General features: G+C 45.8%; 15 protein-coding genes. 4 read left to right on the top strand and 11 right to left on the bottom strand.

The genetic code is table 11. From position 1 onward, the window contains the following. Positions 1-42: 42 nt before the first annotated feature. The 5 genes from U0033_RS10630 to U0033_RS10610 form a co-directional block, all read right to left on the bottom strand. The gene (locus tag U0033_RS10630; protein WP_072356756.1) at positions 43-588 is read right to left on the bottom strand and encodes a DUF7935 family protein; all 546 of its coding nucleotides are present in this window, start codon (positions 586-588) and stop codon (positions 43-45) included. A 112-nt stretch (positions 589-700) separates the two neighbouring features. Continuing rightward, the gene (locus tag U0033_RS10625; RefSeq protein ID WP_072356757.1) at positions 701-1900 is read right to left on the bottom strand and encodes a pyridoxal phosphate-dependent aminotransferase; all 1200 of its coding nucleotides are present in this window, start codon (positions 1898-1900) and stop codon (positions 701-703) included. Positions 1901-2003: 103 nt separating this feature from the next. Beyond that, positions 2004-3623, bottom strand: coding sequence for a S8 family peptidase (locus U0033_RS10620; RefSeq protein ID WP_072356758.1), 1620 nt, complete (start codon positions 3621-3623; stop codon positions 2004-2006). Positions 3624-3679: 56 nt separating this feature from the next. Continuing rightward, positions 3680-4396, bottom strand: a complete 717-nt coding sequence (locus U0033_RS10615; RefSeq protein WP_143150574.1) for a DUF4397 domain-containing protein — start codon at positions 4394-4396, stop codon at positions 3680-3682. A 40-nt stretch (positions 4397-4436) separates the two neighbouring features. After that, positions 4437-5657, bottom strand: a complete 1221-nt coding sequence (locus U0033_RS10610; protein WP_072356760.1) for a serine hydrolase — start codon at positions 5655-5657, stop codon at positions 4437-4439. A 220-nt stretch (positions 5658-5877) separates the two neighbouring features. Between U0033_RS10610 and secDF the strand changes: the two genes are divergently transcribed. Together secDF and U0033_RS10600 are read left to right on the top strand one after the other, a co-directional pair. After that, entirely contained in the window at positions 5878-9063 is a 3186-nt protein-coding gene (gene secDF / locus U0033_RS10605) for a protein translocase subunit SecDF (protein WP_072356761.1), read from the top strand. An 11-nt stretch (positions 9064-9074) separates the two neighbouring features. Continuing rightward, the gene (locus U0033_RS10600; RefSeq protein WP_245801700.1) at positions 9075-9413 is read left to right on the top strand and encodes a hypothetical protein; all 339 of its coding nucleotides are present in this window, start codon (positions 9075-9077) and stop codon (positions 9411-9413) included. A gap of 81 nt (positions 9414-9494) precedes the next feature. Here the strand turns inward: U0033_RS10600 and U0033_RS10595 are convergent, their stop codons facing one another. The 6 genes from U0033_RS10595 to nusB form a co-directional block, all read right to left on the bottom strand. Continuing rightward, a complete protein-coding gene (locus U0033_RS10595; protein ID WP_177318520.1) occupies positions 9495-10562 on the bottom strand; it encodes a glycoside hydrolase family 5 protein in 1068 nt (355 codons plus the stop codon). A gap of 54 nt (positions 10563-10616) precedes the next feature. Then, entirely contained in the window at positions 10617-13463 is a 2847-nt protein-coding gene (locus tag U0033_RS10590; protein WP_072356763.1) for a DEAD/DEAH box helicase, read from the bottom strand. Between the two features lie 91 nt (positions 13464-13554). Beyond that, complete coding sequence (coaE, locus tag U0033_RS10585) at positions 13555-14151, bottom strand: dephospho-CoA kinase (protein ID WP_072356764.1); 597 nt, start codon at positions 14149-14151, stop codon at positions 13555-13557. A 74-nt stretch (positions 14152-14225) separates the two neighbouring features. Continuing rightward, positions 14226-14573 (bottom strand): preprotein translocase subunit YajC, encoded by a 348-nt coding sequence (gene yajC, locus U0033_RS10580; RefSeq protein ID WP_072357074.1) that lies wholly within the window; start codon positions 14571-14573, stop codon positions 14226-14228. 44 nt (positions 14574-14617) lie between these two features. Beyond that, complete coding sequence (locus tag U0033_RS10575; RefSeq protein ID WP_072356765.1) at positions 14618-15052, bottom strand: DUF1573 domain-containing protein; 435 nt, start codon at positions 15050-15052, stop codon at positions 14618-14620. Between the two features lie 14 nt (positions 15053-15066). After that, positions 15067-15996, bottom strand: coding sequence for a transcription antitermination factor NusB (gene nusB, locus U0033_RS10570; RefSeq protein WP_072356766.1), 930 nt, complete (start codon positions 15994-15996; stop codon positions 15067-15069). Positions 15997-16320: 324 nt separating this feature from the next. On the opposite strand from nusB, the gene U0033_RS10565 reads away from it, so the two are divergent. After that, positions 16321-16602: a co-chaperone GroES gene (locus tag U0033_RS10565; RefSeq protein ID WP_072356767.1), complete on the top strand. Its 282-nt coding sequence runs from the start codon at positions 16321-16323 to the stop codon at positions 16600-16602. A 55-nt stretch (positions 16603-16657) separates the two neighbouring features. Then, the gene (gene groL, locus U0033_RS10560; RefSeq protein ID WP_072356768.1) at positions 16658-18292 is read left to right on the top strand and encodes a chaperonin GroEL; all 1635 of its coding nucleotides are present in this window, start codon (positions 16658-16660) and stop codon (positions 18290-18292) included. Positions 18293-18386: the final 94 nt, after the last annotated feature.

Raw genomic sequence — 18386 nt, 5'->3', positions numbered from 1 at the left:
CAATTGATAATCAATACACAAATAGTAATTATGAAATGAGTTCTAGAATAATTTGCGGGCTTCAGCATTCACAATCTGCGCAGTGATTTCGGCAGGTGATTGTTCCGCCTGGAGGAATATTTCCAGAATATGTTTATTGAGATCCATCGCAGATGCCTCAGCAGGGAGCTGGCTGGCTACCTGGTTGATGATCGTGATCGTTTGTTCTTTCAGTGTTTTCACCGCTTCCCATGCCGCTGCAGAGACGTAGATCTGCTGCGTAACGTTATGGTCAAATTCAGCTTTGATCGTGTGGATCAGGCCAACCTGCATGTCTGTAGCACCCAGACCCGGCTGATATACACGGCTGATCAGGTTTTGCAGGTTAATACGGTCTACCAGCAATGCCATTCTTTCATAGGCTTGTAATTGCAGGGGAAGGACAGCCGCATCGCTGCTGCGCTTTTCTGAAACAGGAGCAGTGGCGACAGGTGCTGCCTCCTTGTCTTTAGGTTTTAGGAACATATCCCTTAAGGTCATATATAGAATAGTTAAGATGCCGATGCCTAATACAACGAAAAGCATGCTTTGAGTTGAGATATTACTCATGTAGAACGATTGTTTGCAAGTGCAAATATATAAATAAAAATGTGCAGATATAGTGGCAAAAAAAAAGCTTTTGCCGATCCGGCAAAAGCTTTTTCTATAGAAAATGAATTATTTACGCCAGTTTTTCCAAACCCGCTTTCAAACGCTTCATCCCTTCCTGCAGCTTCTCCATAGACGCAGCATAAGAAATACGGATCGCATTTGGTTGCTGGAAAGCAGAACCAGTCACGAAAGTCACGTTCGCTTTGTGTAAGAGATACATACACAGATCATCTGCATTATTCACCACCTCACCGTCGTAAGACTTGCCAAAGAAGCTGCTTACGTCCGGGAACATATAAAATGCACCATCCGGATTGATCAGTTTCAGACCAGGTATCTGGCTCATCTGCTCAAATACAAAAGCCTTTCTCTTTATGAACTCAGCCAGCATCTCGTCAGCAGAATCTTTTGGACCATTCAGCGCTGCTACTGCCGCTTTCTGGGTAATAGAGCAGGTAGCAGAAGTGAACTGGCTCTGGATGTTTTCTGCTGCCTTTGCTACAGCTGTAGGTGCTACCAGGTAGCCCAAACGCCATCCTGTCATCGCAAAGCCCTTACTCAGACCATTGATAATAAGCGTACGTTCCTTCATACCTTCGAACTGTGCAATGCTCTCATGCTTACCTACATAATTGATGTATTCATAGATCTCATCAGCCAATACATAGATACCCGGATACTTCGCAAATACAGCTGCCAGCGCTTTCAGTTCTTCCTTACTATATACAGATCCCGTAGGATTGCAGGGAGAGGAGAACATGAACAACTTAGTCTTAGGCGTGATCGCCGCTTCCAGTTGCGCAGGTGTGATCTTAAATTTATTTTCGATACTGCAGGGTACGAACACAACCTTACCCTGACAGAGTTTTACTAATTCTGAATAAGTAACCCAATATGGTGTAGGGATGATCACCTCATCACCGGGATTGATTACACTCAGTACTGCATTGGCAATACTTTGCTTGGCACCGGTCGATACCACAATCTGCTCGGGCAGATATTCCAGATTGTTATCACGTTGCAGTTTCTTCACCACCGCCGCACGCAGATCTGCAATACCAGCTACCGGTGTGTAATGTGTAAAGCCTTCGTCGATGGCTTTTTTTGCTGCCTCCCTGATGTGGGCAGGCGTGTCAAAGTCAGGTTCGCCAATACTCAGATCTACAACGTCTATACCCTGCGCTTTCAACTCACGGCTCAGCTTAGCCATTTTGATCGTTTGTGGCTCAGAGATTCTTGACAGCCTTTCTGCTAATTCCAAATGCTTCATAACAAAAATGTTTAGTAGGTGCGCGACCAGCAACAAACCTACAATAAATTTGTAACTGATGGCGGAAGAAATGTGTGATCGTAATTAGGAGGAACGGAAATACTTAACGTTTCAGAAGCTTCACAACGGCCTTATCCTTCCCTTTTTGACCTCTTAAATAATATATACCAGCAGGTAAGACTGAAAAATCCGCCTGCCAGTCGTAATAATAATAATCTGTATCAGCGGTAAACGTCGTCGTCCTGATCCTGCGGCCATTATTATCATAAAGGGCCAGTTCTACCTTTTGACCTGCGTTTGCATGAAGATAAGCTTTGAGACTGCTACTAAAAGGGTTGGGTAAAGCTTTCAGCCAACTATGCTGCAGCAGGCTGCTGTCACCCGATAAAATACTGGCTTTCAGTATATTGAATGCCGTAGTAAAGTTGGGGATCCCATAGCCCAGATCATTGTCTGGTGCAGTATACTGGCTGCTGCCCGCCCTGATGGCATTGATGATCTGACTATTTGTGCAATTGGGAAATGCCTGCCACAAACAAGCCGTGAAACCCGCTATCACAGGTGTGGCAAAGGACGTACCGCTTCCCACACTAATGGTGCCATTGGGTAAAACGATCCTGCCATACTGGCCCAGGGATACAACATCCGGTTTAATACGACCATCGGCAGTTGGGCCATGGCCGCTGAAATCAGCAAGCCTGCCATCAGCATCTACAGCACCTACTGTCAGCACATTATCTGCATCGCCGGGAGTAAGTATATAATGCCAGTCATTATTACCTTCATTGCCAGCGGCAACGACCACGATCATGCCCTTGGCAGCAGCCATGGAGGCGGCACGGGCGATGATGGTCGTCTTCCCGTCCAGATCTGAATAGCTGTGATTATAAAGAGGATCATCAAAAGTGTTGTAACCAAGAGAAGAGGAGAGAAGGTCTGCACCCGCACTGTCAGCATATTCGGCAGCAGCCACCCAGTTATTTTCTTCGATGGGTTTTTCCCATTCGGTTTCTTCGGTGCGTAGTAATATGTAACCCGCTTCAGGAGCCGATCCTACCATCTCATTCGGAAGATTGGCCGCGAGTATGGAAAGTACTTCTGTACCATGATCACCATAGGCATATACGTTAGCAGCCGCGTTGACAAAATCCCAGGTACTGATGATCTTCGTCGTAGTAAATGCCCTGTTTACATTGGCAGATGGGAAACCATTATCAATGACAGCAATGACCATATCCTGTCCTCTATAATTCTTATCATGCAGCGATTGTGCATGATGCAATTCCACCTGCGATTTTGCTACACCATAATATTCATCGGCACTGACCTTTTCCGCGGCTGGTCTGTCCTTCCTGGCAGCGGATTTCCGGCCCTCGCTACGGGTATTGACTACAAATGAAAAGGATCTGATCTTTCTGATGGCAGCAGTATCAGAAGTTTGTATAATGATTTGATTGAACCAGCGGGAAGTATAAAGGATGTTAACATTACCGGCAGCAAGGATACTATCGCGGTAAGAGCTGGATACCGGCAGGTCTGTGCTGTCTATAGAAATATGTTGTTTGGTTCTGCGTTCAAGCGCTTTGGTACTCAGAAACTGGGATGGTTGGTCTGGTGACCAGGTACTGTGCGCCTTATCGCGCAGCTGAATAATATAGCGGGAAGTCTGGGCCTTACTAAGGGTATTGGATAGCAGTAATATGAAAAGGATAGATAGCCTCATAGGGCTAAGATAGGGGAAAAACCCGCTTCTGCATCTGGCAGAAGCGGGTTTTTCTATTAATAATAACTCTTGATATAACCTACATAAGGTGCCAGGGAACCAGTGGTGACATTGGCATTGCCTGTCAGGAAGATAGTGTATACACCACTTACAGACAGCTGGGTAGTAGAAGAATTGTTGGTAGCTACCACTGTAGAAGTACCAGCTTTCTTCACGGTGATGGAAGTAGCGCTGGTTACAGTGCTCAGGGCCTTGAACACAGTCGTTGGCCTGGACATTGAGAAGGTCACATTGCTGTCTACCTTGGTAGCGTTCAGATACAGGTCAACCGGGCCAATGTTGGAAGATAAGTTCCAGAAACGGATATTCAGATTAGCTGTATTTGCACCATTGAATTCACTATCCTTGATCGGATAGAACACCGGTGAGGTAGAATCACCGAATGCCACCAGGGTGTAGTAGTTCAGTGAATCGTAGGTAGCAGCACTGGTAGATACTACAGTAGTGCCGGTAGCATATCTTTTCAGTTCAAAGATATGTACGCCGCCATAAGCCTGGTAGTTATAACCTGCAAAGCCGGTGGAGACGCTGTCCTTAATTTTGGTAGAGTTGTCGTAGAAATCCAGTTTGGCAGCACTGCTGATACCGTTGATCACTACGAAAGCTGCTACGGGTCTTGAAGGAGTTGTGTTTTCAGTTTTCAAACATGCGGTAAACCCTGTTACCATTGCAAGAAGGGCCGCAACTGCCCCGAAACGTTTACTTGTTACCATTTCACTCACTTGTTTAATATAGAATTAGAACTTGGTTTTTTTAAAAAGCCTTTTTGGAATAGTCAATTGTGAACCTGGACAGATCTGGGCTATAGGCCCGCTGCCGCTGGCGTTCATAATTATAAATAAGCTCACCCAAAGCCTGCATAAATGGTTCGCCTATCTGTTTAAACTGGTAATTTTCGTCGGACAAAATTCCGTTATTATCGTTTACATACACAGTTGTAGATAACATAAATTCTACCTGGTGGCTAAAGTCTGCTATATAGGCAATGTCTGTTAAAGTTCCATAAGCCCATCCAGGTTTGTTAAAGCTGCGTACATCACCACTGATACGGTTATTTTTCTCTGCACCGAACAACAGAAATTTCACATAGTTATGATGAAATGCTGCAGGATCGTAAGTTGGTCGCTCCGATTCTTCCGGTTGTGCTGACATGCAGCGGTATAAAAATCCATAGTCGTCCTCTTTTAAACGGAAACGTTGAGATTTTGTTACAAGATCAGGGAAAATAATGCTTTTTAGAATTTTATGCAGATCCGACAGGCTGACCCTGTTTTTCAGCGAGGCATCCATGGGTGCCTGTATCAATTTTTTCTCCTCATTATAATATGCCTTCCCCATTTTATCATTCCTGGTGGAAAAGCTGAGTGGGCTATATTGAATCGGTTGTTGCCAGATCACTTTTCGACCCCTGCGAAAGATAATGGCGTTGGTATACCTGTTTTTTTCGGGGGAAATTCCGGTCACTCCCAGCCGGTGAAGGACCTGTACCCCGGGGTAGCCCTTTGCCCACAGTTCTTTATTAAAGGACTCCTGGCCGATAAATTCATACAGCCGGTTAAAAGCATCGTTGTCACTGACCAGCAGGATCTTCTTAATATAATTACCGATGGAAGGGAGCCCGGAAGGAGAGGTGGCGTCAGTGAAGGCGGCAGGAGTAGCACCGGGCAAACTATCGGTGAGCATGGGGGTATGCCGGTCCAGGCCCGGAATAGCAAGGTCGTTCAGCTTTTCCAGGGCCAGGGCTGCAGCTGCGAGCTTTATGGTAGAGGCTGGGTAAAAATATGCATGATCATCCAGTCTGTAGGTGAAATCCCTGCAATGAGGCTGATTTTGGTCATCCCGGTCGATCCTGGTATAAATAATTTGTAATTGATACCGTTCTGGGTCCGAAAATACAGGGCCAAGGCGGCTTGCCTGTGATCTTAATAAAGATTCCAAAAAAGAGTTGGGAGGAAGGTAATTGATGGTTTGCATATTTTTATTAGTATTGCAGCCAGCAAAGTAGAGTTATCAACCGAATAGCAAAGCATTGGCATACATTAGAGAAGACTAAATAAGGGCAAAAAACTCTGGTTTAAGAGTTGAAAACCAATATTTTCCACCTTTTTCCTTTTCTGCGTTTCTCCGGCTTTAATATATCAATTTAAATTCTATCTTTGCAACTCTTAAAATTTTTTTATAAACCCGAAACAATATGCAACTTAAAGGACTGGTTAGATTTTTTGCCGGTGCATTGATCCTTATCTCTGTGTATTACCTGTCTTTCACGTTTCTGGTACGCAGCTACGAGAGCAAGGTAGACCTGCAAGCCAAGACGGATGTCTTAAAGATGAAAGACGCTCCTGAAGTCAAGTACAAGGACGATAAAGAGGCCCGTGCTTTTTATCAGGATACACTGAATGATCTGATCAAAGCAAGAAGACAAAGAATCCTGGATAGCACCAGCAATCAACAGATCGCGGGTTTTCCCTGGTACGTAACCTATACCAAAGCCAAGGAAAGAGAACTGAACCTTGGACTTGACCTCCAGGGCGGTATGAACGTAGTGCTCGATGTGAGCGTGCAAGATGTGATCCTTTCCCTGAGCGGTCATTCGACAGACAAGGACTTCAACCGGGCGCTGGAAAATGCTGCCATCGCGAAGAAAGCCAGCCAATCGGATTTTGTAACATTGTTCGGGCAGGAATATGCAAAAGTGGCTCCTCAGGGTCGCCTGGCTACCATTTTTGCAAACGCTTACCAAAAAGACATCAATTTCAACACTTCTAACGACGAGGTTCTGAAAGTTATCCGTCGTGAAGCTGGTGCTGCAATTAAAAATACCTATCTCGTACTGCAGAAACGTATTGACAAGTTTGGGGTAGCTTCTCCAAACATCAGCCTGGACGAAAGTAAAGGTATCATCTCCGTAGAACTGGCTGGGGTAGACAACCCTGACCGTGTAAGGAAATACCTGCAGGCAAGTGCGAACCTGGAGTTCCGCGAAACTTACAGAAACGATGCTGACTTCGTGAATAACGTTCTCGTGAAAATGAACGAGGCATTGAAAAATGCAACTGCTGGCAAACCTGTGGTTGATACAGCTGCCACTGCTGCAACGAAGCCTGCTGCCGCTGCCACGGATAGTTCCAAAGATGGTAGCCTGGCAGCCTTCATTGGTGACTCAGCCGGAAAGAAAAAAGGTGGCAAGGTAGACTCCGCTAAGCTGATGGCTGATGCAGAGAAGGAATTCCTGAAGACCAATCCACTGTTCGCCATTCTGCACCCGCAGATCACACAGGACGGTCAGCCTTTACCTTCTGCTGTAGTGGGTAGAATCATGCCCACTGACACTGCTGCTTTCAAAGCTTACCTGACACTGCAAGCAGTAAAAAATGTAATGCCTAAAGACCTGGTATTTGCTTTCGGTCCTGAAAATAAACAAGACAAACACGGTCCACTGGAGGTTTTCGCCCTGAAAATCAACCCTGCTAATCCTGCTCCACGCGTAAGCGGTGAAAGGGTAGTAGATGCTAAACAGGACTACGACCAGAATGGTAATGCTGAAATCAGCATGGCGATGGATAACGTGGGTGCCAGAGAATGGAAGAAACTGACCGGTGAACTGGCTCCTAAAGGTGGTGCTGACGAAAGCCGCGCTAACCTGAACTACGTTGCAGTAGTACTGGACAGCATCGTTTACACAGCTCCTTCTATTATTAACGAGATCCCTGGTGGTCACTCCCAAATCACCGGTAGCTTTACCGTTGAAGAGGCGAAAGACCTTGCGAATATCCTGAAGTCTGGTAAAATGCCAGCTCCGGCTAAAATCGTTCAGGAACAGATTGTCGGACCAACCCTGGGTGCTGAGTCTATCGCAGCCGGTGCTAAATCCTTCATCATCTCCTTCATCGTGATCTTCGTACTGATGCTGGTATATTATAATACCGCCGGTATCGTTGCAAACATCGCCCTGATCCTGAACCTGCTCTTCACCTTCGGTATTCTCGCTTCGCTGGGTGCGACGCTGACGATGCCTGGTATCGCAGGTCTGGTATTGACTGTAGGTATGGCCGTGGATACAAACGTAATCATCTTCGAACGTATCAAGGACGAGCTTGTACATGGCAGAACATATCCACAGGCGATTGAATTCGGTTATAGAAGATCTTATGCTCCTGTACTGGATGGTCACATCACCTCCCTGCTCACAGCAATTATCCTGTTCTACTTCGGTTTAGGTCCGGTACTGGGCTTTGCTACCACTCAGATCATTGGTCTGTTACTGTCTCTGTTCTGTGGTATCATGATCTCCCGTATCGTAACTGACTACTATACCAACAAGAAACGTCACTTCGAATATTTCACTCCAATCTCCCGGAAGATCTTCAAGCATGCTGCTTTTGACTTCGTAGGTAAGAGAAAATATGCTTATGTGATCTCTGGTTTCATGATCTTGCTGGGTGCATCTTCCTTCTTCCATGGTTTCCGTCACGGTGTTGACTTTGATGGTGGTCGTAGCTTCACAATCCGCTTCGATCAGCCAATGAAGACCGAAGAAGTACGTACCATTCTGGAGAAAGAATTCAATTCAGAACCGTATGTAAAAACTATCGGTAACACCAACCAGCTGAACATTACGACCAACTATCGTATCAATGAACAGAATCCTGAAGTTGATAGGGAAGTAACTGAGAAACTGTACAATGGTCTGAAGAAGTTCTATGATAAGTCTTTAACTTATGAATCATTCTCTTCACCTCGTTATATCGTAGCTTCCCAGACAGTATCTCCAACCATCTCCGATGACCTGCGTGCAGGTGCGGTGAAGGCTACGATCCTGTCTCTGGTAGTGATCTTCCTGTACATCCTGCTGCGTTTCAATAAATGGCAGTATTCAATTGGTACAATCTTCTCCCTGTTGCATGACGTGATGGTAACACTGGCTGTATTCTCTTACTGCCGCGATATCGTTCCGTTCCCACTGGAAGTTGACCAGCACTTCATTGCGGCGATCCTGACGGTCATAGGTTTCTCCATGAACGATACCGTGATCGTATTCGACCGTATCCGTGAGTACTTCCGCGGTGGTCAGATGAAGGGTATGTCAAGAGACGGTATCATCAACAAGGCAATCAACGATACACTGAGCCGTACAGTAATGACGTCTCTGACAGTATTCCTGACAATCCTGATCCTCTTCATCTTCGGTGGTGAGGTAACCCGTGGTTTCGCATTCGCGATGCTGATCGGTGTAATCACAGGTACTTATTCTTCCATCTTCGTAGCTGCACCAGTGCTGGTGGACTTCGACAAGAAGAATGAGCTGGCAAATGAAAGCGAAGCAGTTCCTGTAAAGGATACAGATAAGAAAGGCTTAGCTGATGCTGTAAAGAAATAGTGTTCAATTAAATGTTTGATAAACAAAAGCCCTTCGGTGTAACCGAGGGGCTTTTTGCTTTTGGAAAAGTCAACACCGTTTCCTTGATAAGCCGGCCGCAGGGCTTTAACCCCATTTACCGTAAAATGCAACATGAACCCCCATCTACCTTCTATCCGCCTATAGATAAAAGCAATGTTGACTTATTCCTGCCTTGTGGTATTTTGCGGGCAAATAAGGTTTTTATGGCAATAGCAGCAGAAAAAAAGTCCTGGGTAAAGTGGATCAGAAGGGTCGGTATCTGGGGTTTCCTGTTTTTCCTGGCAAAGGGCTTGCTGTGGTTGGTGCTGGCTTATTGGATAGTGAAGTAGTCGTAGATTTAAATTTGGATAAGGAATGAATATTCCTAAATGAAAAGCGGTTTTGCCATCAGGCAAAACCGCTTAAAATCCTTAATCTTTCGTGAGCAATTTGAGTAGTTTATCATCATCACTTCCATCTCCCTGCACAATCCCAAAATCTCCTTTATACGTCCATACCGTCCAGGGTATCGCATTTTTATCCAGTGCTTTCTTCATATCCTTATACCACCGCATCCTATCCTTCCTTGGCACCAGGCTGGTACAACCCCATTCCCCGCAAATCAGAGGCACTTTAAACTTCTTCGCCATTCTCGCTGCAGTCGCTATCTGATCTGCTATGATATCGTCGTTATAATCCTGCGTACTACCTGCCAGCAGATTTCTGATTGTAGCCGGTTGCTCATTCAGTTCCTTCGCAGTAATAGTTGCACCCGGGTAATGCACCGGCCCACCATAATCCTGCTGCCTGCTATCCTTGTAACGATAGTGCGTAAAGTAGATAGGCTCAAAGTAGTGGAAGTTCAGGATAATATGATTATCGCCCTCCGGCAGTTTCAGCTGTGAAATAGTACTATAACTACCACTCTGATTACTACTTACTACTATTACTCTCTTCGCATCTATTTCACGGATCGCTTTGATCGTTTTTGCCAGTAACTCATTCCATTCACCTGCACTATCAGCAATCGGATCACTCAACAATTCATATGCCACCAGGTTAGCCGGATATTTTTTCAATTCCAGGGCCAGTTCTTTCCACATGGCTATAAAGCGATCCTGCTCATCATCACTGCTCCACAGGCGGTGACCTTTCAGTGTATGTAAATCTATAATCACCCGCAGCTTATTGGCTTTACACCAGCCAATAGCAGCGTGAATATTCTTAAAAGCATCATCGTATTTATCGTTCTTATAATTCCACAACTCACCTTCGTCTATGGGTATACGTAAATGATCAAAACCTTTTTGAGCCAGGAAGATCACATCTTTCTCACCAAAAAAGTCTACCAGCGCTGTGCCATTCCGGCCGCTGGCATCCGACAGCCAGTAACCAATGTTTACCCCTTTCTGAATATTAAAACCTTCAGGAAATTTCGGAGGTACCGGCTGCTGGGCACGAACCGTCAGGGAAGTGGCAAAGAAAACCACTATAAGCATGATAATTGACCTGGAGTTATCTAACATACCACAAATTTCGGAAATTAATTTTAGTTAACTGAACAAAAACGCCACATCCTCCTCCGTCAGCTTCTTCACAAAGCCGGTGTCCTCACTGATCAGATCATCTGCTATCATCTTCTTCCTTTGCTGCAATGCAAGGATCTTTTCCTCCACACTATCCTTACAGATCATCTTGTAGGCAAACACCTTATTTTGCTGCCCGATGCGGTGTGTACGGTCTATGGCCTGCTGCTCTGCTGCCGGATTCCACCATGGATCTACCAGGTATACATAATCAGCAGCCGTCAGCGTCAATCCCACACCACCTGCTTTAAGACTGATCAGGAATACCCGCATTGCTTCCTCTTCCTGGAACTGGTTCACCAGTTGCTGCCTGTTCTCCGCTTTCGTACTGCCGTCCAGATAGAGAAATTTCAATCCTTCCTGCTCCATCGCTTTTGCTATGAGTTGCAGCATGCCGGTGAACTGAGAGAAGACCAATACCTTATGGGCACCAGTGTTTTCACTGATCTCGCGCATCAGCTCATCCAGCTTTACAGAATGGGGAATATGTGATTCAGATTCCACCAGCTGAGGAGCATTACATACCTGCCTTAACCGGGTCAGACCTTCCAATACATAAATCGTGCTAGCTGCTATTCCCTGCTCCTGGATGCGGTTAAAAACTTTCTCTTTGTATAGATCGCGGATCCTGTTATATGCCTGCCGTTGCTCATCGCCCATCTCACACCACATAATGATCTCCGTTTTGTCCGGCAGATCCTGGGCAATCTGTTCCTTTGTACGCCTCAGGAGAAATGGGTATATCAGTCGACGTAACTGACCCGCTTTTTCCGCATCAGCATTTTTATCAATCGGCATGGCAAATTCAGACTTGAAAAATGCCTGGTTACCCAATAGACCCGGGTTAGCAAAGTTCATCTGCGCATACAGGTCCATCGTATTGTTTTGGATAGGGGTACCACTCAGAATCAGGCGGTTACGCGATTGCAATACCTGAAGTGCCTTTGTGGTCTGCGAGCTGGGATTCTTGATCACCTGGCTTTCGTCCAGTACAACATAGCCAAATACATGACTGGCAAAGATCTCCTGGTCACTGCGAATCGTACCATAGCTGGTGATCACCAGGTCATACCCTGAAGGTGCATAATGCCGGTTATTGCCATGGTAGATGGTGTACCGCAGATCTGGGGCGAACTTTTTCAGCTCACTTTCCCAGTTATAGATCAGGGATGTAGGGCATACCACCAGGTGCGTTTCTCCCGGGTATTTATTGGCGAGGTGCTGTAAAAACGTAATGGTCTGCAGGGTTTTACCCAAACCCATATCGTCTGCCAGGCAGCCTCCCCAGCGCATGGCATCGAGAAGACACATCCACTCAAAACCAGCCTGCTGGTAGTTGCGCAGCTGTGCCTGAATAGCCGATGGTACGGGGAAATTTGCACCTGGCTGGATCTGCAGCCGTTGTAATCTTTGCAAAGTATCTTCCGAATGATTCCCCTGCAGGATCTCCTGCGCAACTGTAAAATGCAGGCGGGAGAGTTTCAGTTTATCTTTTTGTACCTGGCCCAGTTTCCAGAGCAGGTCATATTTATGCAGCCACTCATCAGGTATTACACCAATGGTACCATCTTTCAATAATAAGTGGGGTTGCTTGTGTTGTAAGGCTTTTTGCAGGTCTGCCAGGGCAACGGGAATATCTCCGTAATGGATCTTTATGTCCAGCTCAAAAGCCTCTTTGTCATCACCGCTCCAATTGATATCCATCACAGGCACATTTGTATTGTACCTGAAATGTTGCAGCTGGTCCATGCCATACACACCGATGTTACGATCCGTGAGTTTGCGGTAGCACTTTACAAACCACTGGTTCTTTTCCGCATCTGCAAACGGAAGGTAGAAGTAGCCATTGCGCTGCTGCGCAAAGCGTGCATGCAGGGACCGGATGAATGCAAGGATTTCCTTTTCTTCTTCAATATGTCTTTTGATCTCGAATTGTGTATCACCTGCTGTACGGATGACCACAGCATCCGGCGAATCTTCGATGATAAAGTCTCCGTACTGCCATTGCGGTGTGAGTACGAGAAATGATTTATTCAGTTCACTGAGCCAGATGTTACAGGAAGGAGAGACGTCGATCTCCTCTTTGTCCAGCAGAATACTTTTATCAACAGGAAACTGTTCGCTCAGTGGCATCACTACTTCCTGCAGAAATGTACCTTCCTGGCCGGGGATAGCCTCTACGTAGCCACCTGAGAATTTTGCAATTGCGTTGGCACTGGAAGGAGGTAATATAAAGAGCTCTCCACGGCTGCGCAGCAGGAAACCATAGTGTTCATAGCCGGAGAGCGGAAAAGATTGATTATTGATGTTCACGAATGCCACCATACGGATTATGCCATCATCACCCTGCACCAGCTCAAAGGAAAGAGCCGGCGTATAGTTATTGACGGTAGCGGGCCGGGTATGTTTCATGAGCATACTATCGTCCGTGATCATGGTATACCAGGGTAGTACTGGTGTAAGCGGGCGTAGCTGTTGAAGGGTATGGTAAATGTATTGTTGCATGCCTTCCTGCACGTACTGTTGTAAGGTCTGTGCTCTTACAGGTGCTTCCCTGAATTTCTCTTTCAGTTGCAGTTCCTTATACAGCATGGCTTCCTGTGTACAGGGGGCCAGCAGGTGCTGTACGCCGGCAGGTAAGGTATTGAATACGGACAACGATTTTCTATCGTGCAGGGGCATTCGCTGACAGGTACGGCCATTGGCATCTTCTTTTAATAAACCGGCGCCGATCTTAATTGGTTCCGGGTGATTACTTTGCAGCTCCAGTAGTAGTACGGGTGTGGCTTTATTCGAGTTGACGGTTTTCCCCATGCAGATATTTTGTTAGTGACTCATTATTGATTGCTTAAGCAGAGGTTGTTTTAACAATTATGCACAATGAGTACCGGTATTTTAAGGTTATTTATTGGGTACCTGCCAGTGCCAGCAATTTTGCATGGAGGGCAAGTACCTGAGGTATGACCATCTGTTGTTCATCGTTGTGAATCACATCGTCACACAATTTCATTTTGATGGGTTCTTCGATCTGTTTGTACATACGGGCCAGCACGTCCTCGCGGCTTACATTGTCGCGCTTCATGACCCTGAGAATCCGCAGGGGCTGGGGAGCGGTCACACCAATGATCCTGTCCAGGTAGGCGAAGGAACCAGATTCGAACAGGAGGGCGGCTTCTTTAATGATGTAAGGAGCCTGCTGCCTGTCGGCCCACTCTTCGCTATGCCGGATGGTGGCGGGATGTACGAGGGAATTGAGCAGTTCCAGTTTGTCTTTGTCGTTGAACACAATTTTGCCCAGGGCAGCACGCTGGAGCTGACCTTTTTCATCGTACATCTCTTCTCCAAAGTGTGCTTTGATACTGGCTTTGAGAAGCGGATCCGTATGCATGATCTCTTTTGCAGCATCATCCGAATAGTACACGGGGATACCGAGCAGGGAAAATACCCTGCATACTGTACTCTTGCCGGAGCCGATGCCGCCTGTAATACCTATTTTTAACATATGACCCAAAGATCAAAAAAAATCCCAAACTCCGGTAAAGGAATTTGGGACCTGTCATCCTTTCGGATGCAGCATTATTTTGCAGGTGCTTCAGCAGCTTTCTGCTGAGCAGAAGTATATTCCATGGAGATCGCAGAGCGTTCGATAGTCAGGTAAGTACCTGCGCTAACTTCGATCTTTACGGTATTGTTTTCAGGGAAGAATTTATTGATCTTACCGTGGATACCGGCGATGGTAACGACTTTATCACCTTCTCTCAGGTTGGAGATAAAATCTTTCTGTGCTTTAGCTTTTTTTGTCTGAGGACGGATCATGAATAACCACATCACCAGGATCATACCACCAAAAAACAGCAGCTGCACCATACCTCCGCTACCGCCCTGGGCTCCACCCGGAGCTCCCATCAGTAAAATGTTAAGCATATTTGTGTACATCGTAAATGTTTGTATTTGTTGTTGTTAGTTTATTATTGTTTGACTACGGTGCAAATGATCTTCGGGCCTTGTACCAGTTCTGGTTTTGTATTAGCGTGTAGCACGATCTGTTTTGCTGTAAAGCCGGATTTACCTGCGCTGTTGAACACTACTTTAATATAGCTGCTTTTTCCTGCCTGAATTGGTTCTTTCGGCCAGTCAGGAATAGTGCAACCACAGCTGGAGCTGGCATCTGAAATAACCAGGGGCGCATCGCCAGTGTTAGTAAATTTGAAGGAATACTCTACTTTTTCCCCCTCCACCACATTGCCGAAACCGTGTTCCATTTCTTCAAATGCGATAGCGGGTGTGCCTGATTTCACTTCGGTAACGGTTGTACCGGCACCTTTTTCGCTACTTTGTTTGCGGCTGCCGCAGGCTCCCAGGAGGAGGGTACTGCAGGCGAGCAGATAGACTACCTTCTTCATAGGCTCAAAATTAGCTATTTTTTGTTACGGTCTACTTTCTTTATCTGATTGGCCGCATCCAGGTCTTTCAGGATATTGTCCAGAATACCGTTTACAAACTGTCCGCTCTGTGGCGTACTATAGGCTTTGGCCAGATCAATATATTCGTTGATAGTTACCTTGGTAGGGATGGTCGGGAAGAAGAGGAATTCGCATACACCCATTTCCATCAGCAGCATATCTACAGCGGCAATACGCTCTGGATCCCAGTTTTGCAGTTTAGGCTTGATGAGTTCCAGGCAGTATTCTTTCTTATCCAGTACGGTGAGCAGGAGTTCCCTGGCATATTCCAGTTTTTCTCTGCTGATGAGCTGAAGGAAATTGAACAAGTGTGGTTTGTGCATGTAATTGGCAACCAACAGAGACATCATCTCGGCGTCATCACCCCAGTGGAGGAAGGTATCTTCCATGTGCTGTAGGAAAAGCTCGCTCTGGGAGAGGATTTCTTTATAGATATACTCTATAATTTCTTTTTCAGTCTTTTTATTGCGGGAAGGCTCCTTAATATATTCCTGATAGTTGTCTGACGCTACAAGGATATTGTAGAGCTTGCGCAGCATATCCTGTTCGGGTATGTGTTTAAGCTTCCATGTTTCCAGGTTTACCTGGAAGCCTTTGTCATTAATAATCTGGAAAATGAATTCGTTGCCTGCAATTTTGGTGTTTACGGTCAGGTCTTCGGCTGAGGGAAGATGCTTGGAAGCACGTTGTTGTGCGTCTATTTCCGCATATTGCGCTACCTGAGTAAGGCAATAAAGTAAATAGGTAAAGATCTGACTGGTCTGGTCCAGCTTCTCGGTCAGTAAGCTGGTAGCCGTACCTGGCTTAATAGTACCTGGCTCCATCGTTTCCAGGGCATAAAGGGTTTGCATGACCTTCACCCGGATATTTCTTCTGCTAATCATCTTATAATCAAGAACTGTATGAGGGCGCAAAGCTATTGAAAAAAATGGGTAATCGAACATAGTGGAGTACTTTTTACGTAACAGTCTGATAAGGGGGATTAAAAACCACTGTAACTTTAGGCTGACTAGCAGGCTTTTAATCTGCTGCTTACTCACATTTTAGAATGTTTTGTCAGTTTTTGCTGAAAAATTGGCATTTTTGTCAGGCGACGATGGGAGGAAAAACAGGAGTATCCTGAAAAAATGACCCGAACGGGGCCTTGGCACAATTATCGAGGGCCAAGGAGCAGAAAATCATCTTATCTTTTTAAAAAGTATAATTATATGGCAAAAGATTTAAGTATTAAACCCTTAGCTGACAGGGTGATTGTGAAACCCGCAGCAGCAGAAGAAAAGACCGCTGGTGGTATCATCATCCCGGATACTGCGAAAGAAAAACCACAGAGAGGTACTGTAGTAGCAGCAGGTCCCGGTAAAAAAGATGAGCCGGTTACTGTGAAAGTAGGTGATACTGTACTGTATGGTAAATATTCCGGTACAGAGATCAGTATTGAAGGTGGTGATTACTTAATCATGCGTGAGTCTGACATTTTAGCAATTGTTTAATACAATTGGCGCACACACAAAACAAACCTTAAATTTTTAAAAATTACAAGCTATTATGGCAAAGCAAATATTCTTTAACATCGAGGCCCGCAACAAAATGAAAAAGGGCGTTGATATCCTGGCAGATGCTGTTAAAGTAACCCTGGGCCCAAAAGGTCGTAACGTTGTTATTGAGAAGAAGTTTGGTGCACCTGGTCTGACTAAAGACGGTGTTACCGTGGCTAAAGAAATTGAGCTGGAAGACCCAATTGAGAACATGGGTGCCCAGATGGTGAAGGAAGTTGCTTCCAAAACTGCAGATATCGCTGGTGATGGTACTACTACTGCTACCGTTCTGGCGCAGGCTATCATCTCTGAAGGTCTGAAAAATGTAGCTGCAGGTGCAAACCCAATGGATCTGAAACGTGGTATCGACAAGGCTGTAAAAGCTATCGTTGAAAACCTGGCAGGTCAGTCTGAAAAAGTTGGTAACGACATTCAGAAAATCGAACAGGTTGCTGCTATCTCTGCTAACAACGACTTTACCATTGGTAAACTGATCGCTGAAGCTATGAGCAAAGTAACCAAAGATGGTGTTATCACTGTAGAAGAAGCGAAAGGTACTGACACTACTGTAGAAGTAGTAGAAGGTATGCAGTTCGACCGTGGTTACCTGTCTCCATACTTCATCACCAACAGCGAAAAAATGCACGCTGAGCTGCAGAACCCTTACATCCTGATCTACGACAAGAAGATCAGCACCCTGAAGGACATCCTGCACATCCTGGAAAAAATCGTTCAGAACGGCCAGCAATTGCTGATCATCTCTGAAGATCTGGAAGGTGAAGCACTGGCTACCCTCGTTGTAAACAAACTGCGTGGTCAGCTGAAAGTTGCTGCTGTGAAAGCGCCAGGTTTTGGTGACAGAAGAAAAGAAATGCTGCAGGATATCGCTACCCTGACTGGTGGTATCGTAATCAGCGAAGAACAAGGTTACAAACTGGAAAATGCTGACCTGAGCTACCTCGGTCGTGCAGAATCCGTAACTATCGATAAAGACAATACTACCGTTGTAGGTGGTAGAGGCGAAAAAGAAGCTATCCAGGGCCGCATCAACCAGATCAAAGCACAGATCGAAGTAACTACTTCTGACTATGATCGTGAGAAACTGCAGGAGCGCCTGGCTAAGCTGAGCGGCGGTGTTGCTGTACTGTACGTAGGTGCTGCTACCGAAGTTGAAATGAAAGAGAAGAAAGACCGTGTTGACGATGCCCTGCACGCTACCCGCGCTGCCGTTGAAGAAGGTATCGTACCAGGTGGTGGTGTTGCTTACATCCGCTCTATCGAATCTCTGGATCAACTGAAAGGTGATAACGAAGACGAGCAGACTGGTATCGCAATCGTTAAACGTGCGATTGAAGAGCCGCTGCGCCAGATCACTGCTAACGCAGGTATCGAAGGTTCTATCGTAGTTCAGAAAGTGAAAGAAGGTAAAGGTGACTTTGGCTTCAACGCCCGCACTGAAGTTTACGAAAACCTGCTGGCTGCTGGTGTAATCGACCCTGCTAAGGTGACTCGTATCGCACTGGAAAATGCAGCTTCTATCGCTGGTATGCTGCTGACCACTGAGTGTGTAATCGCAGACAAACCAGAACCTAAATCCGCAGCTCCTGCAATGCCAGGTGGCCACGGTATGGGTATGGATTACTAATTTTGGTAATTATTATAAGAGAAAGCCGCCTCATTCATTTGAGACGGCTTTCTTGTTTTGGGTTATATTCAATTTAAAATATTTTTACTTCCCC

Source organism: Chitinophaga sancti, from assembly GCF_034424315.1.
Classification (GTDB): domain Bacteria; phylum Bacteroidota; class Bacteroidia; order Chitinophagales; family Chitinophagaceae; genus Chitinophaga; species Chitinophaga sancti.
The sequence above is the reverse complement of the archived record's forward strand: the minus strand, read 5'-3'. Positions and strand labels throughout refer to the sequence as shown.